General features: G+C 59.4%; 21 protein-coding genes. 8 read left to right on the forward strand and 13 right to left on the reverse strand.

What is annotated here, in order from left to right; translation table 11 throughout:
• From fmt to VK574_RS21975, 4 genes are all read right to left on the reverse strand, one after another.
• A complete protein-coding gene (gene fmt / locus VK574_RS21960) occupies positions 1 to 957 on the reverse strand; it encodes a methionyl-tRNA formyltransferase (RefSeq protein ID WP_472802026.1) in 957 nt (318 codons plus the stop codon).
• The gene (gene def / locus VK574_RS21965) at positions 941 to 1,450 is read right to left on the reverse strand and encodes a peptide deformylase (protein ID WP_472802027.1); all 510 of its coding nucleotides are present in this window, start codon (positions 1,448 to 1,450) and stop codon (positions 941 to 943) included. The genes fmt and def overlap by 17 nt, the downstream gene beginning before the upstream one ends.
• A gap of 6 nt (positions 1,451 to 1,456) precedes the next feature.
• Positions 1,457 to 2,635 carry a chorismate synthase gene (gene aroC, locus VK574_RS21970; RefSeq protein ID WP_472802028.1) on the reverse strand — a complete coding sequence of 393 codons (1,179 nt, stop codon included), beginning with the start codon at positions 2,633 to 2,635 and terminating at the stop codon, positions 1,457 to 1,459.
• A gap of 75 nt (positions 2,636 to 2,710) precedes the next feature.
• The gene (locus VK574_RS21975) at positions 2,711 to 3,250 is read right to left on the reverse strand and encodes a tetratricopeptide repeat protein (RefSeq protein ID WP_472802029.1); all 540 of its coding nucleotides are present in this window, start codon (positions 3,248 to 3,250) and stop codon (positions 2,711 to 2,713) included.
• A gap of 78 nt (positions 3,251 to 3,328) precedes the next feature.
• On the opposite strand from VK574_RS21975, the gene VK574_RS21980 reads away from it, so the two are divergent.
• Complete coding sequence (locus VK574_RS21980) at positions 3,329 to 3,709, forward strand: EVE domain-containing protein (protein WP_472802030.1); 381 nt, start codon at positions 3,329 to 3,331, stop codon at positions 3,707 to 3,709.
• Here the strand turns inward: VK574_RS21980 and VK574_RS21985 are convergent.
• A complete protein-coding gene (locus VK574_RS21985; protein ID WP_472802031.1) occupies positions 3,701 to 4,732 on the reverse strand; it encodes a 3'-5' exoribonuclease YhaM family protein in 1,032 nt (343 codons plus the stop codon). The genes VK574_RS21980 and VK574_RS21985 overlap by 9 nt on opposite strands.
• A 56-nt stretch (positions 4,733 to 4,788) precedes the next feature.
• Between VK574_RS21985 and VK574_RS21990 the strand changes: the two genes are divergently transcribed.
• Positions 4,789 to 5,256, forward strand: a complete 468-nt coding sequence (locus tag VK574_RS21990) for a GNAT family N-acetyltransferase (protein WP_472802032.1) — start codon at positions 4,789 to 4,791, stop codon at positions 5,254 to 5,256.
• A 105-nt stretch (positions 5,257 to 5,361) separates the two neighbouring features.
• On the opposite strand, the gene VK574_RS21995 is transcribed toward VK574_RS21990, so the two are convergent.
• Positions 5,362 to 7,122 (reverse strand): peptidylprolyl isomerase, encoded by a 1,761-nt coding sequence (locus VK574_RS21995; RefSeq protein WP_472802033.1) that lies wholly within the window; start codon positions 7,120 to 7,122, stop codon positions 5,362 to 5,364.
• 284 nt (positions 7,123 to 7,406) lie between these two features.
• Here VK574_RS21995 and VK574_RS22000 point away from each other — a divergent pair, with 284 nt between their 5' ends.
• Positions 7,407 to 9,029, forward strand: coding sequence for a S41 family peptidase (locus tag VK574_RS22000; protein WP_472802034.1), 1,623 nt, complete (start codon positions 7,407 to 7,409; stop codon positions 9,027 to 9,029).
• Between the two features lie 77 nt (positions 9,030 to 9,106).
• Here the strand turns inward: VK574_RS22000 and VK574_RS22005 are convergent, their stop codons facing one another.
• Genes VK574_RS22005 through VK574_RS22015 form a run of 3 tightly spaced genes read right to left on the reverse strand, consistent with a single transcriptional unit; the run spans position 9,107 to position 11,538 of the window.
• A complete protein-coding gene (locus VK574_RS22005) occupies positions 9,107 to 9,655 on the reverse strand; it encodes a DUF1572 family protein (RefSeq protein WP_472802035.1) in 549 nt (182 codons plus the stop codon).
• A 57-nt stretch (positions 9,656 to 9,712) separates the two neighbouring features.
• Positions 9,713 to 10,420: an endonuclease III domain-containing protein gene (locus tag VK574_RS22010; protein ID WP_472802036.1), complete on the reverse strand. Its 708-nt coding sequence runs from the start codon at positions 10,418 to 10,420 to the stop codon at positions 9,713 to 9,715.
• 47 nt (positions 10,421 to 10,467) lie between these two features.
• Positions 10,468 to 11,538, reverse strand: coding sequence for an isoaspartyl peptidase/L-asparaginase family protein (locus VK574_RS22015; RefSeq protein ID WP_472802037.1), 1,071 nt, complete (start codon positions 11,536 to 11,538; stop codon positions 10,468 to 10,470).
• Between the two features lie 144 nt (positions 11,539 to 11,682).
• Here VK574_RS22015 and VK574_RS22020 point away from each other — a divergent pair, with 144 nt between their 5' ends.
• The 3 genes from VK574_RS22020 to VK574_RS22030 all read left to right on the forward strand — a co-directional run bounded on the left by VK574_RS22020 (position 11,683) and on the right by VK574_RS22030 (position 13,958).
• Positions 11,683 to 12,747 carry a purine nucleoside permease gene (locus VK574_RS22020; protein WP_472802038.1) on the forward strand — a complete coding sequence of 355 codons (1,065 nt, stop codon included), beginning with the start codon at positions 11,683 to 11,685 and terminating at the stop codon, positions 12,745 to 12,747.
• Positions 12,744 to 13,157, forward strand: a complete 414-nt coding sequence (locus VK574_RS22025; protein WP_472802039.1) for a methyltransferase family protein — start codon at positions 12,744 to 12,746, stop codon at positions 13,155 to 13,157. The genes VK574_RS22020 and VK574_RS22025 overlap by 4 nt, the downstream gene beginning before the upstream one ends.
• Before the next feature lie 72 nt (positions 13,158 to 13,229).
• Complete coding sequence (locus VK574_RS22030; protein WP_472802040.1) at positions 13,230 to 13,958, forward strand: MIP/aquaporin family protein; 729 nt, start codon at positions 13,230 to 13,232, stop codon at positions 13,956 to 13,958.
• Between the two features lie 36 nt (positions 13,959 to 13,994).
• On the opposite strand, the gene VK574_RS22035 is transcribed toward VK574_RS22030, so the two are convergent.
• Complete coding sequence (locus VK574_RS22035) at positions 13,995 to 15,005, reverse strand: zinc-binding alcohol dehydrogenase family protein (RefSeq protein ID WP_472802041.1); 1,011 nt, start codon at positions 15,003 to 15,005, stop codon at positions 13,995 to 13,997.
• A 126-nt stretch (positions 15,006 to 15,131) separates the two neighbouring features.
• Between VK574_RS22035 and VK574_RS22040 the strand changes: the two genes are divergently transcribed.
• On the forward strand, positions 15,132 to 16,760 hold the full coding sequence (locus VK574_RS22040) for a UxaA family hydrolase (RefSeq protein WP_472802042.1): 1,629 nt from the start codon (positions 15,132 to 15,134) through the stop codon (positions 16,758 to 16,760).
• A gap of 85 nt (positions 16,761 to 16,845) precedes the next feature.
• Here VK574_RS22040 and VK574_RS22045 read toward each other — a convergent pair whose 3' ends face one another.
• The 3 genes from VK574_RS22045 to VK574_RS22055 all read right to left on the reverse strand — a co-directional run bounded on the left by VK574_RS22045 (position 16,846) and on the right by VK574_RS22055 (position 20,277).
• Positions 16,846 to 17,595 carry an RsmE family RNA methyltransferase gene (locus VK574_RS22045; RefSeq protein WP_472802043.1) on the reverse strand — a complete coding sequence of 250 codons (750 nt, stop codon included), beginning with the start codon at positions 17,593 to 17,595 and terminating at the stop codon, positions 16,846 to 16,848.
• A 256-nt stretch (positions 17,596 to 17,851) separates the two neighbouring features.
• Positions 17,852 to 18,793, reverse strand: a complete 942-nt coding sequence (locus tag VK574_RS22050; protein ID WP_472802044.1) for a lysostaphin resistance A-like protein — start codon at positions 18,791 to 18,793, stop codon at positions 17,852 to 17,854.
• A gap of 56 nt (positions 18,794 to 18,849) precedes the next feature.
• Positions 18,850 to 20,277 (reverse strand): L-serine ammonia-lyase, encoded by a 1,428-nt coding sequence (locus VK574_RS22055; RefSeq protein ID WP_472802045.1) that lies wholly within the window; start codon positions 20,275 to 20,277, stop codon positions 18,850 to 18,852.
• Positions 20,278 to 20,500: 223 nt separating this feature from the next.
• Between VK574_RS22055 and VK574_RS22060 the strand changes: the two genes are divergently transcribed.
• Positions 20,501 to 22,060, forward strand: a complete 1,560-nt coding sequence (locus VK574_RS22060) for a YifB family Mg chelatase-like AAA ATPase (protein ID WP_472802046.1) — start codon at positions 20,501 to 20,503, stop codon at positions 22,058 to 22,060.
• Positions 22,061 to 22,553: the final 493 nt, after the last annotated feature.

A 22,553-nucleotide genomic window follows, 5' to 3' on the forward strand; every position in this document is an offset into this window, starting at 1 on the left:
TTAACCAAGTCGAATCCCGGAATGCAGCCCCGCGCCCCGCAGAAAATCGGAAGCTGCCATGCGCTTCTTGCCTTCCAATTGCAACTCCGTGATCTCGACCCAGGTATTGTGCGCGCAAGCAACAAGAAGACGGTGGTCTGCGAAATCAACAGTCCCCGGCATCCCTGGTGCGACTTTTTCAGCCACCTGCACCCTATGGGCAATCAGTTTCTTGTTATCGAGGGTCGTGTATGCTCCCGGCCACGGCTGAAAACCCCGCCATCGATTCCAGATCTCCGTTGCGGTGCGGCCCGCAAAATCCATGAGCCCATCTTTGCGATCGAGAATCGGCGCAAGCGTTGCCCGTGCATGGTCCTGCTGCTTCGGCACAATCGTTCCATCCTCAAGTCCGGCCAGCGTCTCGACCACAAGCGGCGCACCATCCCTCGCGAGCAGATCGAACAAGTCTGCCGCTGTCTGTTCGGGCCTGATCGCAATCTCGCGCTGCAACAGAATCGGTCCGGTATCGAGACCCTCTTCGAGAAGCATGGTCGTGTTGCCCGTAACGGATTCACCCATTGCCACAGCCCACTGGATCGGCGCCGCTCCGCGATACTTCGGCAACAAAGAAGCATGCAAATTGATGCAGCCCAACCGCGGCATCGCCAGCATCCATGGCGGAACGATGCGTCCGTAGGCCACCACGACTATCGCGTCTGGCGCGATCGCTTCAAGCTGCTGCCGAAACTCAGCATTGTTCTTGATTTTTTCAGGCTGCGTGACTTCGAGACCCGCGGCCAATGCTGTTTCTTTCACGGGAGGCGCGGTCAACACCTGCGAGCGCCCAACCGGGCGATCCGGCTGCGAAACCACCAGGGGAATCTCGTGCCCCGCTGCAATCAGCGCCTGCAACGTCGCCACGGCGAAGTGAGGCGTTCCGCAGAAAACAAGCCTCACGGTCTTACCATGTGCCTTCACGCTGCATCTTGCGAATCTTGCGCAGCACAAGATCTCGCTTCAGCGAGCTCATGCGAAAGATGAACAGCATCCCATCGAGATGATCGATCTCGTGCTGAAATGCGCGCGACAGCAGTTCCTCTCCATCCGTCTCAAACCACTTGCCCTTCAAATCCTGGGCACGGATGCGCACCTTCCCGGCGCGCTGCACCTTCTCGCGAATCTCAGGAAAACTCAGGCAGCCTTCCTCTTCGTACTGCTTTCCTTCGCGGAAGATGACCTCGGGATTGATGAGCACCAGCTTCTGCGCCGGATCCTTGCCCAGGCTCAAGTCGATCACCGTCACACGCTTCGGTACGGCCACTTGCGGCGCCGCGAGTCCAATGCCCTGCGAGGCATACATGGTCTCGAACATGTCATCGACCAGCTTCTTCAGCTCGGCATTGAATTCGGTGACCGGTTCGCCGGGTTGCGAAAGCACCGGCTCAGGATACTTGACTACTTTCAAAATCATCTCTGACTAATAGCTCCGTATCTGTTCGATGTAACCAAGGAAATTTCGTTTCATCTCGCCAGCCGAGTCGCCCCCGAACTTCTCCTGCGCAAGCCCCGCAACCGTCAGTGCCACCATGGCCTCGGCGGCCACCCCCGCCGCTGGTACCACGCAAATATCGCTACGCTCATAACTTGCGCTCGTCGCTTCGCGCGTGTCAAAGCGCACCGATTCGAGCGGACGTCGCAATGTCGAAATCGGCTTCAGATATCCACGAACCACGATGTCCTCACCGTTCGAAACGCCGCCTTCCACCCCGCCGGCATTGTTCCGCTCTCGCGTAAAGCGCGTCGGCTTGCCGATATCTTCCTTGGCGTAATGGATGGCATCGTGCACCGCCGACCCAAACGACTCCGCCGCCGTAACGCCACGCCCGATCTCGACCGCCTTCACTGCCTGCAGGCTCATGACCGACCACGCCAGTAAACCATCGAGCCGCTCATCCCAATTGGCGTAGGTTCCCAGTCCCGCCGGCGCGCCATGCACCACCACCTCAAATACGCCGCCCACGGTATCGCCGGTGCGCGACGCGTGCTCAACCTCTTCCTTCATGCGCCCTTCAGTCGCCTCGTCCACACAGCTCAACACGATCTCCGGACGCTCTGCGACAGCTGCAATTTCTTCCCAGGTGGCCGAACGCTCAAGTTCCACACGCCCTACCCGGATCACGTGGCTGCTGACCTCGATCCCCAGGTACCGCAACAGCAGCTTGGCAAATGCTCCGCCGGCAACGCGAGCCGCGGATTCTCGCGCCGACGCTCTCTCAAGCACATACCGCGCGTCAGGAAAGTCGTACTTCAGGGCGCCAGCAAGATCCGCATGGCCCGGCCGCGGCGATGCCACCGGCTGGTGTTTGGCCGGGTCCCCGGTTTCGACCGGCAGCTTCTCTTCCCAATTCTTCCAGTCGCGGTTCACAATCTCGATCGCGATCGGCGAGCCTATCGTCTTCCCGTGGCGTACTCCGGAGAGGACATGCGCCTTATGCGTCTCGATCTTCATCCGCCCGCCGCGCCCATACCCCTGCTGCCGGCGCCAAAGCTCGCGATTGATAAATTCGAGATCGACCGGCAGACCTGCAGGCAGCCCGGAGACAAGCGCAATCAGAGCCTCGCCGTGGGACTCCCCTGCTGTTGAAAAGCGGATCATGTCCTTTTGATTGTAATGGAAGCGACGCAGCCCTTTCCCGATGGCAATGCCCCCACGAGCTGCCTACACTCCGGGTCATTCTCCAGTGAGCAACCCGATCCGCCGCCTGCTTTCCGCAACACCCGCTTCAATGCCAGTCAGCTCATAAAGTTTCCCGGCCTCCTGCCACAGGCAAACAGCCTGTTCGCGGTCGTCCTGGTCCTCTTTCAGCAACGCAAAGCCGCGAATCGCATTGGCAAGATCAAGAGGAGGAGTTTTCTGGTCGTTGCGATAGATTTCCAGCGACTCGGCATACAAGAGCGCGGACTCATCCCGCTTGCTTTGCTCGCGCAGGATATCCGCCGCGTGCCGTATCGTGTGGGCTACTTTCAGAGGTCTATCTAGGCCGCGATAGATTTCGCTCGCTTTGCGGTAGTGCTGCTCCGCAGCGACCAGGTCGTCCAGGTTTCGCTCCACGTACGCCAATTCTTCGTAGATCGTCGCAACCAGTGGCCCGTCCTCGCTGTGACACTCCGACAAGGCTTCCCGGTAAGCGTTCCTCGCGTCTTCAGGGCGACGCTCGCTCTTGGCATTGCATCCCTGCTCGAGCAGCGATTCCGGAGTACGTTGCTCCATTGGGAAAGGCTAGCACGACAAATCTGTATTCAAATTCCCCATTCCCACATCCCCGCTCCCTCGCTTACGATGAACCGCATGGCCTACTTCCTCTTCAAGACGGAGCCCGGTGTCTACTCCTTCGACGACTTCCTGCGCGACAAAGAGACCAACTGGGATGGCGTGACCAATCCCACCGCCGTCAAAAACCTCCGCGAGATGAAGCCCGGAACAAAGTGGATCTTCTATCACACCGGCGATGAACGCACAGCCGTCGGAACCGGGACGGTTGTCAGTGTCGACGCCAAGGATCCGAAGGTTCCCATCGTGCGTGTGAAGGTTGGCCAACGGCTCAAGCATCCCAAGACCTTGGATGAGGTCAAGGCCGACTCCGCCTTCGCCGATTCCCCGCTCGTGAAGATCGGACGGCTCTCCGTAGTCCCGCTCACCGAGAAGCAATGGGATTGGTTCCTAAAATAACTTCCCGGGTTCAGGCCTGGCATCGCCTTTCAGCCACTCGCGTGTATTCAGCATCTGCCGCTGATCCAGTGCCCATATTCGGCCCGTCATCTCGTCAGCGGCCTTGCCTTCTCGCGCGGACTTCTCGAACTCGCTCGCGACAGCCTGCATCTTCGCATCGAGATCATCCACAAAGTTCAGCACCAGTGCCTCGGGAATCATGGGCAGCTTGGGCGATCCAAACTCAAGCTTGCCGTGATGCGAAAGAATCAGGTGCAGCACCAGCGTTCTCAACCTTGGCGGAAAATCTGGAAGACCGTCTATCGTCTTCGCGACCAGTTCAAGGCCCATCTCAATGTGGCCGAGCAAAGTGCCTTCCACCGTATATTCAAATCCGATGTCCCACGCCAGTTCGCGCACCTTGCCGATGTCGTGCAGCACAACGCCGGTGAGCAGCAAATCTCGATGCAGAATGGGATAATGTGGCGCCACGCGATCGGCCAGTGTCAGCAGGCTCACGACATGCTCCAGCAAGCCCCCGAGCCATGCATGATGCAGCTGCTTGGCAGCGGGCGCTTCGCGATACGCCTGCGCCAGTCCCGAATCAGCCAGTAGTGTATTCAGCAGCAACTTCAGATGGGTATCGGTAAAGCTCTCCACAAATCCCAGGAGCTTATGCCAAAGCTCATCCACGTCACAGGTTGTGCACGGCAGCAAGTCACTCTTCTCAACTTCACCGGCAGCGGACTTCCGAAGATGCTCGACCTTCATCTGCAATCGGTCGTCAAAGCGCGAAACACTCCCGCGGACTTTGACAACGTCTCCCCGCTCAAATTCCTTCGCAACCCGTGAGTCGCCCGGATCCCAGACGCGACCCTCAACTTGTCCCGTCTTGTCTCCAAGGATCAAGTTCAAATAAGGCTTGTTCGTCTTTGTGGTCCGCTGTTGCTTGTGCAGCACCAGAAAAAATGCGTCGAAGTTTTTGCTCTCTTCGAACCCCGCCAGATCGGCAATGTAGATGTCCTTCATGCTGCGGGAAAGCATACAGCAACCAGCGGAGCGCTTCCAAAACACCGGCCTCTCCGTGAGAACATGTGATCGTGAACGGTCATTCCGCAGAAGAATCTGCCAGTCTCACGATCCGCCCCATCGAACTGAGCGACGCGGCGGCAGCTTGCGCCCTCATTCAGCAGCTTGGCTATGAGCGCCCCTTCGACGATGTCGCAGACTGGATTGAATCACTCGCGAAAGGTGCCGAAAGCCAGGCCGCTTTTGTAGCCGAGGTCGCCAACCATGTAATCGGCTGGATTGAAATATCAATCCAGAATCGGCTGCAGTCGGCTCCTTACGCCCTGATCGGCGGCTTAGTGGTGAAAGAAGGCTTTCGCAATCAAAGAATCGGCCAACGCCTTTGTGAACATGCCGAAGCGTGGAGTTGGACGACCGGCGTTGCGATCGTTCGTGTAACCTCACGCAATACACGACTCGATGCACACCGCTTCTATGAGAACAATGGATATCGTCTGACGAAGGTCTCGCACATATTCGAAAAGAACCGGCCGGCATAGATCGGGCCGATCCATCAAGCCGCTCCATCGCATCGCGTGCAGCGCCAAAAATCAAACGGGCCCGAGATCAAGTCTCAGGCCCGCCAACTCAGGAATTATCCCGATCTACTGCGGTGGAACTGTGGGTACGCCCGATTGCGGCGGCACCGGAGTGGTTCCATTCGGAGCCTGCTGCTGCGTAGGTTGCTGCGGAGCATTCCCAAGCGGCTTGTCACCCGTATCTTCCGTGCTGTCTGAATTCTTCTTCTTCTCACTCAGACGTGTCTTGTCGCCGGTCGTTGTGTTCTTCTTTTTCTTCTTGCTTGGAGTCTGGTTCCCTCCCAACCCGAGCGCCCCGGATTGCGCCGCACGATCTGCCACTTCGGCTGCATCCGCCGCCGCGGGTGCCTCGGGATCCAACTGCGGCCCTTTCGCCTTGGGCTGCTTCGGCAGGCGCGCGCGGTCGCTAAAGCGCGACTTTTTCTCGGGCTTCGAATTGTTCAGGAGCGGGTTGTCCGGCTCAGCAGCCGCGTTCGCGGCAACCTGTTCGCCCGCACCGGCGTCTTCCGTCTGGCTCGAGGGCGCTTTCGGCAGAGTCTCTTGCGGTGCCTTGCCGAAGCGAATCTTCTCCTTTTTGCCGGGCTTCATCGATGCCTGCTCGGTCTCCTTCTTCGTCGGCGCCTTCTCAGTTTTCGCCGGAGCTGTCGTTTTCGCCTGATCCGATGTCGCCGCCGGTGCCGACTTCTGCCGGAAGCTGTGTGTCGTCTCGCGGAACCGGGTCCGCTCTACTTTCCGCTTCTTCTTCGCCGAGGGTGGCGTGTAGGCGCTGAAGGTGATGCTCGGATGTTTCTCGGCCACCGTCGCTGCGCTGTCCTCATATCCCGGCTTGACATAAATTGCAGCTTCGTCGCGCAGCTCCGCAAGGTACTGACGCATTGCCGGACCGGCTTTGGCCTCGAAATAGTTTTGTTCAACGTCGGTTTCAACATCCTTCATTTCCGGAACGCCCCCCGGAATATGCTGGATGACCTTCAGGATCACGTATCCCTGCTTTGTCCGGATCGGATCGGTAACATCCCCGGTCTTGAGCGCGAAAGTCTTCTCTTCAAAGAGCTTGTCGAGCTGCCCCCGCTTGTACTGTCCCAGGTCGCCGCCCTCAGCCGCGGTTGTGCCGTCGCTAAAGCTCCGCGACAATTGGCCGAAATCGCCCCCTGCGTGCAGCCGCGCTTCAATGTCGTCAGCCTTCGCCTTGGCGTCTGCCAGCTTTTTCTCATCATCCGGCTGCGTACCGGTCGAAATCAGAATTTCGCCCAGCTTTACGCTTTCCGGCTGCGCATATTCCTGCTTGTGCGCCTCAAAATACCGTTGAACCTCACCTGGCGTTGGCGCAATCTTGCGCCCGACCTGGTCGCGCATCACGTCCTGGGTGACAATCTGGTTGCGGATATTGGCCTTGAAGTCCTCAAACGATACTCCTTGTTCCTTCGCCGCCTTTTCCAGATCCTCCATCGTGGCCAGGTTGTACTGTTTGCGGATCTCATTGAGCCGATTAACTAATTCGGTCTCGCCGGTGATGCCAAGTTCCTTACCCTTGGCCAGCCACAACTGCTGGTCGATGAGGTTACGCAGCAAGTCCTTGTGGGCGTCGGACGTCTCCTGCATCGAGGAGCCCCGCTGGTGCATTTCCTGGTCCAGTTCGGTCTGCGCACGCTCGTAGTCAGACCTGGTGATGATCTGATCGTCCACGCGCGCAATGATCTCCTCAACCGTCGTGCCGCCGTAAGGGCTTTCGGGATTCGAGGGTCGGGCTTGCGCCAGTGCAAAGCCGCTAAGCAGGAGTGCTGTGAGCGAAACCGCTCCGGGGATACAAAGTGTTCTCAGATTCATAAATTGGCACGCTTCTGGAGGTCGGCAGACTCCCACCATAGGCATAGACGTCATTGTAAATCCCTGGGCAGCAAACGCGGCGGCAGATCAGCCGATTCCCTTGGCAAACCCAGCCTTGGCCCAGCTCACAAATCAGTCACCAAGTCTCCCCACGACAGTAACGGGCTACCCGAAGCCGTCAGGACTTCGTCAAATAACCCAGTGCTATACTTTAGCCCAGGTTTGGCCTGCGAGGTCCCTCTCAGGCGCCTGGTGCAGTTGCACTCCGGAGGTTCCTTCCGCCTATGACTCCCCCTGCCCGCAGGGCAATTTTCAGCCTCATCGTCTTTTTCGCCGTATGCGCCGTTGCCGGCACGTTTCTGCAGCGCAGGGTGGGAGCCCAGTCCTCGCAGGACGAAAGCCAGATTCGCGACAGTCTGAAGTCGTTCACTGACGTCTACGCTATCGTCGAGCAGAACTACGCTGAGCCTATACAGGGCGACAAGGCCGATACCGCCATCTACGACGGTGCCATTCCTGGCATGTTGCGCGTCCTCGATCCTCACTCCAACTTCTACGATCCCAAGTCCTATGCCAAAATGCGCGAAGACCAGCGCGGCCACTACTACGGTGTCGGCATGGTTATCCAGCAGCAGAACAGCAAGGTCTACGTGATTACTCCGTATGAGGGAACGCCTTCCTTCCGCGCCGGCCTGCGTCCAGGCGACATTATCTCCGCCATCGACGGCAAATCCACTGACGGCATGACGTCGGATGTCGTAGCTAAGAATCTGAAAGGCCCCAAAGGAACCCACGTCCAGGTCTCCGTCATTCGCGAAGGCCAGTCGAAGCCCCTCACCTTTGACCTCGTTCGCGATGAGATTCCGCATCCGTCGGTCGATCTCAAATATGAGATCCGCGCGGGAGTCGGCTACATCCACCTCACCCAGTTCCAGGAAACGACAGCCCAGGAAGTCGACGACGCAATCGACAGCTTCCCTAACCTGAAGGGCCTCGTGTTCGATCTCCGCGGCAATCCGGGCGGCTTGCTTAGCCAGGCAGTCGAAGTATGCGATCACCTTCTTGCCAAAGGCCAGAACATTGTCTCGCAACGCGGCCGCGCTTATCCTGACCAGAACTACACCGCGACCCACGGCAACGACGGCAAGACCTTCCCCATTGTGGTCCTCGTCAATCGAAATACGGCTTCGGCCGCTGAAATCGTCTCCGGCGCACTGCAGGATCACGACCGCGCCCTCATCGTCGGCGAGACCACTTTCGGCAAGGGCCTGGTGCAAACGGTCTACAACCTGAGCGAGAATACCGGTCTGGCACTCACCACGTATCACTACTACACGCCGTCGGGCCGCCTCATTCAGCGCAACTACTCCGGCGTTTCGCTCTACGACTATTACTACAACCACGCGGGAGCCAGCGCTCCGAACTCAAGCAATCGTGAAGTCAAGTTCACTGATTCGGGTCGGACCGTTTATGGCGGCGGCGGCATCACACCCGATGAAAAAATCGACAGCCCCAAGAGCAACAACTTCCAGGACGTACTCGGCCCGTTTGAAAAGAGCGCGTTTTTCCATTTCACGGCCCACTATCTAGCGAACCGCACCGTCGACAAAAATTTCCAGGTCGACGACGCTGTCCTGAGCGAATTCAAGCAGTTCCTCACCAGCCAGGACATCCAGTGGTCTGAAAAAGATATCAACGACAACATGGATTGGCTGAAAGTCAACATCAGGAAAGAGATCATCACTAGCCAGTTCGGTCAGCTCCAGGGTCTGCGTGTCATGGCCGACTGGGACCCGACGATTCAAAAGGCTCTCACTTTCCTGCCGGAGGCACAGGCACTGGAAGACACCGCACACAAGGTGCTCGCCCAGAAAGCAGAGGCCCGCAACGGAGCAACCGTCCAATAAAAGCAGCATCATCCAATAAGACACAAAAGGCCATCCGTTGAGGGTGGCCTTCATGCTTTCAGCATCCGAAATTGTACCTATCGCTGGCTAGCCTCGCCGGTCGCCACCTTGCGATTGAACTCCCCTGACTTGTTGCGCGCGACGCTGAGCGTCTGCCATTGCTCGCCGGCATAGTGTTTCGCCAGAAGAACGATCTGACCCACGTGCTGCGGATAGTGCGCCAGCTGCCGGTTGATCGCCTGCATCACCGAATGCGCCTCTCCGCGAATCGTGACCACTCGCGCCAAGTCCTCATCGGTCAGCGGTTCGATCGCGCCGAATACGCGGGCCCAGCCATCTTCCCATTCGCTCAGAAGCGCTTCGCGCGTGGCTGGCGGATCGACAAATTCGCAGTCGCGGTTGCGATCCGGCTTTTCTCCATCCGTCGTGAGAAAATCGGTCCACCTCGATCGCATGTTGCCGGTGATGTGCTTCACGATAATTGCAATCGAATTCGACTCCTCATCGAGCGATGCAAACAGTTGCGCATCCGAAACCTGCGCCATCGCCCGCTCCCCAAGCAGCTTGTACTGCCTGAATATCGCCAGTGCATCTTCAATGTGCGAGGTGGTGAATTTCAAAGCCATGCGGAAAGTGTAGATGACCCGTGTTATCGAGGCGACCCTTGCATGCGCGCGCGAGCCTCATAGCGGCCGGCTTCGTCCCCGGTCCTTCCCGGCAAAATACGCGCAATGCGAACTGACCGGGCATTCCTGGCATTTCGGCTTGGTGCGTTTGCAAAGTGTTTGCCCATGTTCCTTCAGCAGCAGATAGGCACGCTGCCGGGGGTGAAACTGCTTCGGGATCTCCGCCTCAATCAGCGACTGGGCCTCGCCATAGGTAACTGAATAGTTCTCCCGCTCCAGCCCGAGTTGAACGCGAACCAGCACATGCGGGCAGTTCGAAGGAACCGCCGCCACCGGCGCAATCTTTCCGAAAAGGAGGATCCGATCCGCCCCCGGTTCGGCGATGCCCGGAAACTTCTTCAGCTTCTTGCGAACATCTTCGATCCGGCCCACGAACGCATTGCGGAGATCGCCGCCAAATTCATTCTCTACGCGCTCGGCGATCTGCTGCAGCCGCATTGCCCTCACTTCCGGCACCATCCCGCCGGCCTTCAGTGCGTGTGCTAACTTCGCCTGCGTCGCGTTCAAAATCTGGCGTGGCTCAACTCCAACTTCCTTCTTGAGTGCAGTCCATCCCTTCGTGCAGGTCACATCGCTCGCCGGGTAACCGCAGTGCCACCAGATCAGAAACTCATATGGTTCAACCGGCCAACACGGCTTCTGAGCGCCATAAGACGCCTCCAGCTTGTCGAGCAGCGAGGGAACACTGAGAGGCTTCAAGGTCACGTCATCTCCTGCGGCAAGTGAAGGCGCGGAGAGTATATCGCCGCCCATCAAGGCTCGTCGCGGTAAATCCCCATCTGCACCTGTCCGCCTTCCACCAGCCGTGCGCGAAACATCCCAGGCGTATTGAAACTCCAGGCCAGTTGCCCATCCGGTGTTATCGCAATCACCCCGCCGTCGCCATGCAGCGCCTCCAGTTCCTTGTGAATCACCTCATCGACGGCATCCTGCAACTTCATGTGCCGGAAGTAGACGAGGTTGCAGACTTCGCGCGCGACGCCGAGCCGGATGAAGTACTCTCCGGTGCCCGTGCCCGACACAGCACACGACTGGTTCGACGCATACGTGCCCGCGCCGATGATCGGCGAGTCGCCGATACGCCCCGGCATCTTGCCCTGCATTCCTCCCGTCGATGTACCCGCAGCGATATTGCCATTCCTGTCGAGCACGACGACGCCGGTAGTTCCATGAACTCCCGAACCCTCTGACTCGTCGAGCACTGCGACCGGAATCTCCTCTCCTGCTGGCGGAACCCCCGCAGGACGCGGTGGAATCGGCAGCCCCTGCTTTTTGAGTTGCTTCACTAACCCCTGCCAACGGCTCTCGGTAAAGAAGTAGCTCGGCTCTTCCATCTTCAGGCCCACGCTCGCGGCAAACTCATCGGCTCCCCGGCCGGCAATCATCACGTGCGGCGACTTCTCCATCACAGCGCGCGCTGCACTGATCGGACTATGCACCCGCTGAACACCGGCAACAGCGCCTGCCTTCAAGGTGGCTCCGTCCATGATGGATGCGTCCATCTCGTTCTTTCCTTCACGCGTGAAGACCGCACCCTTCCCCGCGTTGAAGTGCGGATCTTCTTCGAAGACGTGAAGCGTAGCTTCCACCGCATCCATTGCCGATCCACCCTTATCCAACACCGCGGCACCGGCATGGATCGCGCGGTCCAAACCTTCGCGGTAGGCCTTGTCGCCCTCAGGTCCCAGCGCCGACTTCTCAATCACCCCCGCGCCTCCATGCACCACAATCGCCCAATGGTGTGCCGGCTGCTGCGCAAACGCCCCTGCTCCGCTCCCCGCAACCATACCCATCAACGCGCACATGCCAACCGCCATTCTCATTGCAATGACCTCCATTTGAGTTCGTGTCTCACCTATCAAATCGGACTCATCGAACATGGTATAACCCGCCAGCGCCACGTTCCTCGATTACTGTTCACAGTCCACTGTTCCCTGTTCACTGCATTTTCGTTACCATCGCATGCAATGATCCTTCGCATACGATGGCTTACCACCCTGCTGGCCCTCATCGCTGCCACAGTCACCCTCGCCGCCGCGAAGCCCCGCCCCATCCAGGTCAAGGTCGTCATCGTCGCCATGTTTGAAATCGGCGAGGACACCGGCGACCAACCCGGCGAACTCCAGTACTGGGTCGAGCGCGATCATCTCGATCGGGTTTATCCACTCCCCGCCGGTTACCACGCCGCCCGCATGAACTCGAACGGAGAGATGGCCATCCTCACGGGCCAGGGCACCGCGCACGCCGCTGCGACCATCATGGCCCTCGGCCTCGATCCCCGTTTCGACTTCTCCCACGCCTACTGGCTCATCGCGGGCATCGCAGGCGGTAATCCCGATCGCATCTCGCTCGGCTCAGCCGCATGGGCGCGCTGGGTCGTCGATGGCGACCTCGGCTACGAAATCGATCCGCGCGAAATGCCGTCGGACTGGTCCACTGGCTACGTCCCACTGCGCAAGACGCGCCCCTTCGAGGTGCCCGCTGCTCCGCTCGACGGCCAGGTTTACGAACTGAATGCCGGCCTCACCCAGTGGGCCTGCGACCTCACTCGCTCGATACCGCTCGCCGATTCCGCCGCGCTCCAGGAAATCCGCAGCCACTTCGACGGCCCCACTGCCCAGCGTCCGCCCTTCGTCACCCTCGGCGATGAAATCTCCTCATCCACCTACTGGCACGGCAAACTCTCCGACGCCTGGGCCACAGAGTGGGTCAACTACTTCACAGGCGGCAAAGGTCAGTTCGCAACCACCGCCATGGAGGACACCGGCACCCTTCAGTCCCTCAAATACCTCGCGAAGGCCGGCCGCATCGACTGGCAGCGCATCCTCGTCCTGCGCACCGTCAGCAACTTCGACCAGCAACCGCACGGCATGACCGCCGCAGACAGCCTCGCCCATCAACGCATCGGAACCTACAGCGCCTACCTGCCCTCGCTCGAAGCCGCCTATAGACTGGGTCACGAAGTCGTAAGTGCCCTGCTCCTTCACTGGCCAAGTTACCCAGCACTCGCAAACTCAGGAGGTCTTCAATGAAATTGAACCTCGCCACTCTCGCGATTCTCCTCGTCTTTGCCGTTCTGTTTATTCTCCAGGCATCCCGCATGCCGTGGACACCGGCCCATATCATCGGCATGTCCATCGCGGTCCCCGCCTTCCTGCTCCTCATCATTGCGCGCCTCCAGTTGGGCAGCGCCTTCAGTGTGCAGGCAAAAGCCTCCACCCTCGTCACCAGGGGACTCTACGCACGCATCCGAAATCCGATCTATGTCTTCGGAGCCCTATTCATCGCCGGAATCATTATCTGGGCCAACAAGCCCTGGCTCCTACTCATCTTCGTCATTCTCATCCCATTGCAAATCAAGCGCAGCCGGAAAGAAGCAAAGGTCCTTGAAGAGAAATTCGGACCGGCCTATCTTGCATACAAGCAAAAGACCTGGTTTTGATTTCTCTGGAGCTGCGTTGCGCGGCCTGCCCTTCATCTGCGACACTCAATCCACTTTTTTGGGAAAGGTTCTATGCACTCTGCTTGGTTCGGCGAATTCATGGGTACCCTCGTTCTCATCCTCCTCGGCAATGGAGTCAACGCCGGCGTCACCCTGCGCAAGTCCTACGCGGCAGATGCGGGCTGGATGGTCATCACCACCGGCTGGGCCATTGCCGTTCTTTGCGGGGTGCTTGTGGCTCAGGCCTTTGGCAGCCCCGGCGCAAACCTCAACCCCGCGATCACCCTGTCTACCGCAGTCTCCAGTGGCAACTACTCCCAGCTGCCCTCGTTATGGTCTGCGCAGATGCTCGGAGCTATCTGCGGCGCGGCTTTGATGTCGTTGCACTATGCACCTCACTGGTCGCTCACGCCCGATCCAGCGGCCAAGCTCGGCGTCTTCTGCACCAACGGCGCCGTCCACCATCCCGCAGCCAACTTCGTCAGCGAAGTCATCGGCACCATGGTGCTGGTCATCGTAGCGGGAGCGATCTTCTCCCACGGCGTCTCTGACAACGGGCCCGCCGCCGGTATGTGCCAGTGGCTCGTTGGCAGCCTCGTGTGGGGCATCGGTCTATCGCTGGGTGGCACCACCGGCTACGCCATCAATCCCGCGCGCGACCTTGGCCCGCGCCTCGCGCATGCCATCCTGCCCATTCCCGGCAAAGGCGGTTCCAACTGGAGCTATGCAGCCATCCCCGTTCTTGGACCTCTCACCGGTGGCGCGCTGGCAGGCGTGCTCCTCCACTTCGCGAAGCTTTGAGTCGGTTGCTCAGCACGGCTAAATCTGGAGTCAGCTTCAGCTGACCTCAACCATGATCTTGGTAAATCGCGCCGGATCCCGGCTCCACTCTTCCAATATCCTCGGAGTCTCTTCGAACGCCACCACGTGCGTCACCGCCGCATCGACCGGAAAGCGCTTTGCCTCGAGCATCCCGATCACCGCGCGAAAATCTTCCGGCATGGCATTGCGCGAACCGAGAATGTCGAGTTCCTTGTGCACGAAGGGCCGAGTCTCATAGGCAACATCCTCCTTGGCCCACCCGATGTACACCACCCGCCCCGCATACGCCACTTCTTCCACTGCCGCTCGATAAGTCGCCGGCGATCCGATCGCCTCAATCACCACATCCGGCCCACGCCCATTCGTCAGTTCCATCAGCCTTGCATGAACATCGCTGGTCTTCGAATTGATGACCTCAGCCGCGCCTGCCTTCCGCGCCGTCTCCAGCTTCGCGTCATCTAGATCGACTCCGATCACCCGCGCGCCTCGATACGCCGCCCCGGCCACCACGCCCAATCCCACGCCGCCGCAACCAAACACGGCCACCGTATCCTCTGCTGTCACCCGTCCGCGTCCCGCCGCGTGAAAGCCCACCGTGAGTGGCTCAACCAGGCACAACTCCTTGAGCGAGAGATTCGCTCGAAACAGCTTCTCCGCTAGCACCGTAATCCGCTCGGTCAGCGCTCCATCGCGCTGCACACCCAGCGTCTGGTTGTCGCGGCAGGCATTAGGACGGCCTCGTTCACAAGCCGCGCATCGTCCGCAGGCCGCATATGGCGACAACGTCACCTGGGTGCCCGCAGTCCACTCCTTGTGCGAACCTGGATCGATAACCGTCGCCGCAATCTCATGCCCCGGAACACGCGGATAGCTCACCAGTGGATTTTTGCCCCGATACGAATTCAAATCGCTTCCGCACAATCCAACCCTCCGCACCTGAAGCAGAACCTCGTCTTCCCTGGCCCGCGGCTCTTCAACCTCTCTCACCACCGCGCGCCCCGGCTTCTCCAGCACAATCGCCTTCATTCCCAATTCCTCTCCGCATTTGCTGCGAACCCCTGATCATAGCCGAGCACATCCCTTGAGCGGCCCCTAAGCGATATCCTTGGCAAAGGCAGATTGCTCGCATGCCTCCCTCAAGGAACTGCCCCGATGCCCGATACCGCCCTTCAAATCGATCCCCGCGATAACGTCCTTGTCGCTCTGGTTGCCCTTGCAGCCGGAACCACAGTACCCTCCGGGTCCGGTTCCTGTCCGGTCACCGAGAACATTCCTCCCAAGCACAAGCTCGCGCTCATCGACATGAAGCCGGGCGACCTGGTCATCATGTACGGCATGGTCGTGGGCGAAGCAACACAACCCATTGCACGCGGGGGTCTCCTCTCCACGCGCAACGTCCGCCATCGCACCGGCGGATATACCGCTGAACGCCATCCCGTTTCGTTCGCATTACCCGATGCCTCTTCCTGGTCCGCCCGCACCTTCATGGGCTACCGCCGCGCCGATGGCCAGGTGGGAACCCGCAACTACTGGCTCGTCCTCCCGCTCGTCTTCTGCGAAAACCGCAACGTCGATCGCATGCGCGAGGCGCTCGAAGAAGAGCTCGGCTATGGAGGTTCACATAACAGCTATCGTCCCCTCGTCCGCCAGTTGGTCTCGCAGCAGGCACCTGGAGACGGCATCGCACATGAAGCGCCCTCGCATGCCGGCCGCATCTTCCCCAATGTCGACGGCATTCGCTTCCTCACACATCAAGGCGGCTGCGGCGGCACACGACAGGACGCACAGGCGCTCTGTGGCTTGCTCGCCGGCTATATCCACCATCCCAACGTCGCCGGCGCCACCGTGCTCAGCCTCGGCTGCCAGAACGCTCAGTCAAGCATGCTCATTGACGAACTCCGCGCCCGCGACCCCGGGCTCACCAAGCCAGTCCTCTTCTTCGATCAGCAACGCTCCGGCCGCGAAACTGTTCTCATGACCGGCGCTCTCGAGCAAACCTTTGCCGGCCTCATCGAAGCCAATCGCGCAACCCGTGCACCCGCGCCGCTCTCCGCACTCACCATCGGACTCAAGTGCGGAGGCTCCGACGGTTTCAGCGGCATCTCCGCCAATCCCACTCTTGGCTATATCTCCGATATGCTCGGCGAACTCGGCGGCAAATCCATCCTCAGCGAATTCCCCGAGCTTCACGGCGTCGAACAGGAACTCATCAATCGATGCGCCACCGATGAGATCGCTCAGCGCTTCTTTGACCTAATGCAGGCTTACTCCGCGCGCGCCAAGGCAGTGCACTCCGGGTTTGAGATGAACCCATCGCCCGGCAACATCGAGGATGGCCTCATCACCGATGCCATCAAGTCCGCCGGGGCCGCGCGTAAGGGCGGCATCGCTCCCGTGCGAGATGTGCTCGACTTTCCGCAATACGCCACCACGCCGGGTCTCACCTTGCTGTGCACGCCGGGCAACGATGTCGAGTGTGTGACAGCTCAAGCCGGCGCAGGTGCAAACCTCGTGCTCTTCACGACCGGCCTCGGCACCCCCACTGGCAACCCCGTCGCACCCGTCGTCAAGATCTCCACCAACTCGCAGCTCGCTGGCCGCATGGGCGACATCATCGACTTCGACGCCGGCGGCATCGTCACAGGCGAAACGACAATTCCCGAATGCGCCGACCAACTCCTCGATTTGTGCATTGATGTCGCCAGCGGCAAACGCCACACCAGGGCCGAAGAGTTCGGCCAGAATGACTTCATCCCCTGGAAGCGCGGCGTATCCCTCTAGCATCACTGAGTCTGCGCGCGTAGCTCGCATCACTTGAACGTGGGTGCCCCGGGTCTCGATTCTGAGACCTGGGTTTTGTAAATCACTACTCCAGCATCGAAGCCACCACCGCCAGCGCCGCGATCGCTGCCGTCTCCGCGCGCAGTATCCGCGGCCCCAACGACACAGCCTGCCATCCATGCGCATCAAGCAGCGCCTCTTCCTCGGGCGCCCATCCACCCTCCGGCCCGATGGCGAGTTCCAATTCCGGCATCTCAGCACCTGCTGCTGCAATTACCTCAGCGAGAGCTCCGCGCAGAGTGGTCGAGCGCTCTTGCTCCGCCAGCACAAGGCGCTTACGGTGCGAGGTCGCCTTCACGTGATCGGTGAGCTTCGCGGGATCGTGGATCACCGGCACATCCGACCGCCGCGACTGTTGTGAAGCCTCAAGCGCGATACGTCTCCATCGCTCCACGCGCTTCATCGCAGCCAATGCGAGATGCTTTTCAGTGCGTCGCGCGATCACCGGTGCAACCGAAGCGACTCCCAGTTCCGTCGCCTTTTCGATCGCCCACTCCATGTGATCGAACTTGAAAATGGACATTACCAGCGTAACGGGCATCCCCGGCTCAGCCTCGACCTCGGCGACCAGATTGAACCTCACCTCCGCCGTCCCATCCTGTCCCTCATCCAAAATTCGAGCCACCACCGAATGGAACACCCGACCCCCTGCAACGACGTCGGCTTCCACTCCCGGCAGAGTTCGCAGCACGCGAATCATGTGTTCCGCTTGCGCGCCCTTCAGCGTCGCTGTCGCTTCATCCCATTTATCCGCAATCCATCGACGTCGCGTCATCGCCTGTATTCATGCACCTTTCCGCTTATGCGCACAAACACTTCGGGGGACGCTGTTGCGTCCCCCGAGGTGTTGCCTTTTTGGTTGGATGACCCGTTACTTCTTCTTCGCGGTTTTCTTCGCGGCCTTCTTCGCGGGTGCTTTCTTGGCTGCTTTCTTAGTTGCCATTTGCCTATTCTCCCTTTTCGATGGTTTGCATCGAGTTCTGCAACATTTGTTGCAGTTGAGGAATGTATAGATTCATGCGTCGTAAGTGTCAAGAAAAAAACGACGATGAGGTGGAAAAAGTGGCAACAATTTCTTCGGGGCGCGACCCGACCTCCCTTCGGTCCCATTCACAAAAGATGCCGCGCGTGGAGGAACGCGACCACCAATCCCGCGATTGCATCGTGCCAGCTATGAGCAAAAATTCCTGCGCGCAGGTTTCTTCTGAACAGTGCGAGCAGACTGAAAAGCGCACCGAACACCGCCAGAAGAAACATCCTCGCGCCCCTTCATACCCGTGCGCGGCACCAAACATCAGCGCCGAGAAGACCACACCCCCAGCCGCCGCGCCGCGAGTCCATGCGGTGAACTGCTGCTGCAGATACCCGCGAAACACAAGCTCTTCCGCGATCCCGACCAGCACACACAGCAATAGCCAGCTCACGATCTCTTTGCCGTTGCTCGGCGCCAGTTGCACCACGGCGCGCGCTGCCTGGTCTTGCGGCAAATGTGGCTCAGCGCTCTTTCCGCTTTGCCGCGTCTCAATGGGAATGGGCTTGTGCGTAATGACCGACTCGATGCTGATCCACATCAGCGCAAGCGTTGCCAGGGCCATTAGCGAACCCATCCAGAACAGAATCGCGATGCCCGCATCGACGGCAATCGAGCGAAAACCGATCGATGCCTTGCCGAAGAGCGAGCGAAGCGGAACCCCTCTGAGCCGCACCCCGAAGGCAACCCAGCCAATCAGCACAACTTCAAGTCCCGCGGTCAGGGCGTAGGTGTGCATGCGATTCGCGGCTCCCACTCCCCGTCCACCAGGATGCCGATATCCACCTGAGAGCGAAACGGCAAGTATCCCGAAAATCAGCACGACCGTGTGCCAGGCCGGAGCAATCGAGGTCGCTCTCGGTGTGGCAGGCTCGCCGCTTGTTGCGGCAGAGATCTGCGTTTCTGTTTCCGATTGTCCCTGAGATTCGTTGACTGGATCCATTGTGAATGGATATTAGACGACCGCGTGGTCTCCCAACAAAGACGAAGGCCTGATGCTCAGCACTCGATCACATTCAGAGCAAGCCCCGCGAGACTCGTCTCCTTGTAGCGCGACTGCATATCGAGCCCCGTCTGATACATCGTCTTGATCACCTGGTCGAGCGACACCTTGTGCTCTTCTGAGTCGCTCTGCGCGATCCGCGACGCATGCACCGCCTTCACCGCCCCCATGGCGTTTCGTTCGATGCACGGAATCTGCACCAGCCCGCCAATCGGATCGCAGGTCATCCCCAGGTTGTGCTCCATTGCGATCTCTGCCGCATGCTCGACCTGTCCGTTGGTGCCCCCCATCGCCGCAATCAGCCCACCGGCCGCCATCGAACAGGCAACGCCCACCTCGCCCTGGCATCCAACCTCCGCTCCACTGATCGAGGCATTCTCCTTGTAAAGAATCCCAATCGCTGCCGAGGTCAGAAAGAATCGAATGATCCCTTCGTGATCCGCTCCGGTCACGAAGCGTTCGTAAAATCGCGCCACCGCCGGCACCACACCCGCTGCTCCGTTGGTTGGCGCCGTCACCACGCGCCCGCCCGCCGCATTCTCCTCGTTCACCGCCATCGCGTACACCGTCACCCAGTCCAATGGCGCCAATGGATCGCTCGCCTGGCCCGTCGCTTCCTTCTCCGTCAGCCGCTCTGCCAGCCGGTGCGCTCTGCGACGCACATTCAACCCTCCCGGCAAAATTCCTTCCGTCGCAATCCCGCGCTCGATGCAACCCTTCATCGTCTCCCAGATTGCATCGATCCCGTCGCGTACTTGCGCGGCCAGAGCTTCATCTCTCGCACTTGGATCATGGACGCGCATGCGAGCGCATTCGTTCGCCATCATCACTTCGTCAATGGATAACCCGTGTGCATGCGCCATCTCCAGCAGCTCCGCCGCGCTGTGAAAGGGATGCGGCAGACGTACCTCTGTCTCGCTCGCTGCAGCTGCCTCGGCGTCGTCCTCGACAATGAATCCGCCGCCGATGGAAAAATATGTGCGCTCCACGATCGATGCTCCGACAACGTCGTAAGCTGCAATCCGCAATCCGTTCGGATGCTGCGTGCGCGCTCCCGGTGGAAACATCGTCTCGCGCTCGAACAGAAGATCGCGCACCTCATCGAACCCGATGGCTCGCTTTCCGGCGAGGGTGAGTTTCTTGGTCTTGCGGATCTCCGCCACCGTGGCCTCAATCACCCCGGGATCAATCGTCGCCGGTTCGTTCCCCGACAGACCCAGCAGCACCGCACGATCCGTACCGTGACCCTTGCCAGTCAAGGCAAGCGAACCGTAGAGTCGCGCCTCGACCCGATTCACGCGTTCCACTTCGCCCTTCCGCTCAAGTTCTCGAGCAAAGCGGCACGCCGCGCGCATCGGACCCATGGTGTGCGAACTCGAAGGTCCAACGCCAAGCTTGTAAAGATCAAAGAGACTCGTCGTCACGCAGAAGATTGTAGGACAGTCAGCCGCATGCAGTGAACAGTGGTCGCAAGTCAGCGGAACTTCAAACGCTGTCCTTGCTCGATCATGTTGAAGATTCCAAAGGCATCTCGATGCCGGTCCGTCTTCAAACATGCATCTGTGTACAAGTCGTTTGTAACTACTGTTCACTGATCACTGACCACTGATCACTATCGTCTGCTACACTCCAGCCGAAATTACTGCCATGCTCTTTAAAGCTCTGAGTGCAGCCGTATATGGAATCGACGCTAATCTAATTGACGTAGAAGTTGATTACAGTGGCGTGGTCACCGAAAAAGATATCCTCCACACCGTCGGCCTGCCCGATGCAGCGGTTCGCGAGAGCCGCGATCGTGTGCGCGCAGCCATCAAGAACTCCGGCTACTCGATTCCGCCTACACAGATCACCATTAACCTCGCTCCCGCCGACCTCAAGAAAGAAGGTTCAGGTTTCGACCTTCCCATCGCCCTCGGAATCCTCGGAGCCTACGGCGCGCCGCGCATCGATAACGTCGATCAGTTTCTGATGGTCGGCGAGTTGGGGCTCGACGGCAGCGTTCGACCCATCCCCGGCATGTTGCCCGTCGCCATCCTCGCCCGCGAGAAAAAGATTCCCAATCTCATCCTGCCCGCTGCCAACGCTGCCGAAGCTGCCGTTGTCGAAGGTGTCAATGTCTATCCCGTCGCGTCACTTCTCGATGTCATCGATCTGCTCAACTCCACGGTGGTCGGCCAGGTTCAGCGCGAGCCGTTCAGGGTGAAGACGGAAGAACTCCTCGGCGAACTGCAGCATTTTTCCGTCGACTTCAAAGACGTTCGCGGTCAGCAGACCGCCAAGCGTGCTCTCGAAGTCTCCGCCGCCGGCAGCCACAACATCCTGATGATCGGCCCCCCCGGCTCCGGCAAGACGATGCTCGCTAAACGCCTTCCCTCGATCCTCGCGCCGCTTTCCCTTGAAGAAGCCCTCGAGACCACCAAGATCCACTCCGTCGCCGGAGTCCTCGACGCTGCAGCCGGACTCGTCACGCAGCGACCCTTTCGTTCCCCTCATCACACCATCTCCGATGCTGGACTCATCGGCGGCGGAATCATTCCGCGTCCCGGCGAAGTCTCCCTCGCTCACAACGGTCTGCTCTTCCTCGATGAATTGCCCGAGTTCCCCCGCAATGTCCTCGAAGTCATGCGCCAGCCGCTCGAAGACCACACCGTGACCATCGCACGCGCCTCCATGTCGCTCACCTTCCCGGCGCGCTTCATGCTCGCCGCCGCCATGAATCCTTGCCCCTGTGGATATTTCAACGACAAATCGCGTGAGTGCCTCTGCACCCCGCCCATGATCCAGCGCTATGTCGCCAAAATCTCCGGTCCGCTCCTCGACCGCATCGATATTCACATCGAAGTCCCAGCCGTCCAATATGAGGAGCTGCGCGGAGGAGCCGCCGCCGAAGGTTCCGCCGAAATTCGCGCCCGCGTGCTGGCCGCACGCGATCGCCAGCGAGCCAGGTTCAAGATTTCCGGCGAAAAAATCTTCTCCAACGCCCAGATGTCCACACGCCAGATTCGCGTGCACTGCGAACTCGGCCCCGACGCCGAACGCCTGCTCGAACGAGCCATGCAGCAACAGGGGCTCACCGCCCGTGCTCACGACCGCATCCTTAAGGTTGCGCGCACTATCGCGGACCTCGAAGGCGCAGAACGGCTCGCCGTTTCCCATCTGGCCGAAGCTATCCAGTACCGCACTCTGGACCGCAGTTATTGGGCCTGAAGACCAAATCCACAGCACATGCGTGATGCATGTCACGTAGCGGGGATAACTCCAATGGTTCGTTCATTTGAGAAAATGACGATTCGAATCCCGATCACTCTCTCCCGCTCGGTTCATGAATCTAGTAAGCGCATCAATATAAATAAGTTAATCCGCATCAGAACCGTCGCAATTGGCCCGATTTCTGCGAACAAAACACTCAAAAAAGATGTTGACCCGAAATCAGACCCGTTGTACATTCATGAGTGCCATCCATAGGGGAAGATTGCAAAGCGCGACCGCGCGTTTTTCCGCTTTTTCCGCCTCAAACTCCAGGCCCGAACTCATCCACAGGTGGCAGGGTGTGTCTGGGGTTCCAGGGGGCTGAAATTGTCAAGCGCAAAGCTCGCCGCAGCAGTCACTTCTATCCTTTACAGGGCAAGCTGCCTGTTCCCACCGAACGCTGCTTTGCGGCAAAAAGTTTTTTGAACTCGATGCCCGATTCGTGCGTCTA

This window comes from Occallatibacter sp., assembly GCF_035317045.1.
In the GTDB taxonomy this organism is placed as follows: domain Bacteria; phylum Acidobacteriota; class Terriglobia; order Terriglobales; family Acidobacteriaceae; genus Telmatobacter.

Excerpts from the sequence above, each read along its gene's own strand:
- VK574_RS21995 (WP_472802033.1), bottom strand. The coding sequence starts at position 7,122 with ATGAATCTGAGAACACTTTGTATCCCCGGAGCGGTTTCGCTCACAGCA.
- VK574_RS21975 (WP_472802029.1), bottom strand. The coding sequence starts at position 3,250 with ATGGAGCAACGTACTCCGGAATCGCTGCTCGAGCAGGGATGCAATGCC.
- VK574_RS22015 (WP_472802037.1), bottom strand. The coding sequence starts at position 11,538 with ATGAGAATGGCGGTTGGCATGTGCGCGTTGATGGGTATGGTTGCGGGG.
- VK574_RS22000 (WP_472802034.1), top strand. The coding sequence starts at position 7,407 with ATGACTCCCCCTGCCCGCAGGGCAATTTTCAGCCTCATCGTCTTTTTC.
- aroC (WP_472802028.1), bottom strand. The coding sequence starts at position 2,635 with ATGATCCGCTTTTCAACAGCAGGGGAGTCCCACGGCGAGGCTCTGATT.
- def (WP_472802027.1), bottom strand. The coding sequence starts at position 1,450 with ATGATTTTGAAAGTAGTCAAGTATCCTGAGCCGGTGCTTTCGCAACCC.
- VK574_RS21985 (WP_472802031.1), bottom strand. The coding sequence starts at position 4,732 with ATGCTTTCCCGCAGCATGAAGGACATCTACATTGCCGATCTGGCGGGG.
- VK574_RS22045 (WP_472802043.1), bottom strand. The coding sequence starts at position 17,595 with ATGACGCGACGTCGATGGATTGCGGATAAATGGGATGAAGCGACAGCG.
- VK574_RS22035 (WP_472802041.1), bottom strand. The coding sequence starts at position 15,005 with ATGAAGGCGATTGTGCTGGAGAAGCCGGGGCGCGCGGTGGTGAGAGAG.
- VK574_RS22020 (WP_472802038.1), top strand. The coding sequence starts at position 11,683 with ATGATCCTTCGCATACGATGGCTTACCACCCTGCTGGCCCTCATCGCT.
- VK574_RS22030 (WP_472802040.1), top strand. The coding sequence starts at position 13,230 with ATGCACTCTGCTTGGTTCGGCGAATTCATGGGTACCCTCGTTCTCATC.
- VK574_RS21980 (WP_472802030.1), top strand. The coding sequence starts at position 3,329 with ATGGCCTACTTCCTCTTCAAGACGGAGCCCGGTGTCTACTCCTTCGAC.
- VK574_RS22040 (WP_472802042.1), top strand. The coding sequence starts at position 15,132 with ATGCCCGATACCGCCCTTCAAATCGATCCCCGCGATAACGTCCTTGTC.
- VK574_RS22025 (WP_472802039.1), top strand. The coding sequence starts at position 12,744 with ATGAAATTGAACCTCGCCACTCTCGCGATTCTCCTCGTCTTTGCCGTT.
- VK574_RS22005 (WP_472802035.1), bottom strand. The coding sequence starts at position 9,655 with ATGGCTTTGAAATTCACCACCTCGCACATTGAAGATGCACTGGCGATA.
- VK574_RS22050 (WP_472802044.1), bottom strand. The coding sequence starts at position 18,793 with ATGGATCCAGTCAACGAATCTCAGGGACAATCGGAAACAGAAACGCAG.
- VK574_RS22060 (WP_472802046.1), top strand. The coding sequence starts at position 20,501 with ATGCTCTTTAAAGCTCTGAGTGCAGCCGTATATGGAATCGACGCTAAT.